Source organism: Pseudoalteromonas sp. CR1 (genome assembly GCF_019392235.1).
GTDB lineage: Bacteria > Pseudomonadota > Gammaproteobacteria > Enterobacterales > Alteromonadaceae > Pseudoalteromonas.
Genome location: NZ_JAHXRM010000462.1, coordinates 1 through 250, shown reverse-complemented (window position 1 = coordinate 250; position 250 = coordinate 1). Strand labels below are relative to the sequence as shown.

Here is a 250-nt window from a genome sequence, read left to right as displayed (position 1 = left end):
CCCAGGTGTCAGGCATGGAGAGAATGTCGAAGTTGGACAGGTGCCGCCAATGGGTATTGCGGATATGCAGGCGCTCGGGCGGCGGCGCAGGTTGGGCCGGGTCGCCGTCGAGCCACTGGTTTACGTCAAAATAGTACAGCTGTTTGGACCACAGTAAGCCGGCGAGCGCCTGGCGCTGTACGTTGCGCGCATCTTCATCGGTGATCCCCTGTTGCAGGGCCGCATAGAAGTCATCAGCCTCTTGCCGGCG

General features: G+C 61.6%; 1 protein-coding gene. It reads right to left on the bottom strand.

Going from position 1 to position 250, the window contains the following annotated elements; genetic code table 11:
- Positions 1 to 250, bottom strand: a 250-nt coding sequence (locus KZZ04_RS20150) for a hypothetical protein (protein ID WP_219424028.1), incomplete at both ends; no start/stop codon positions are given.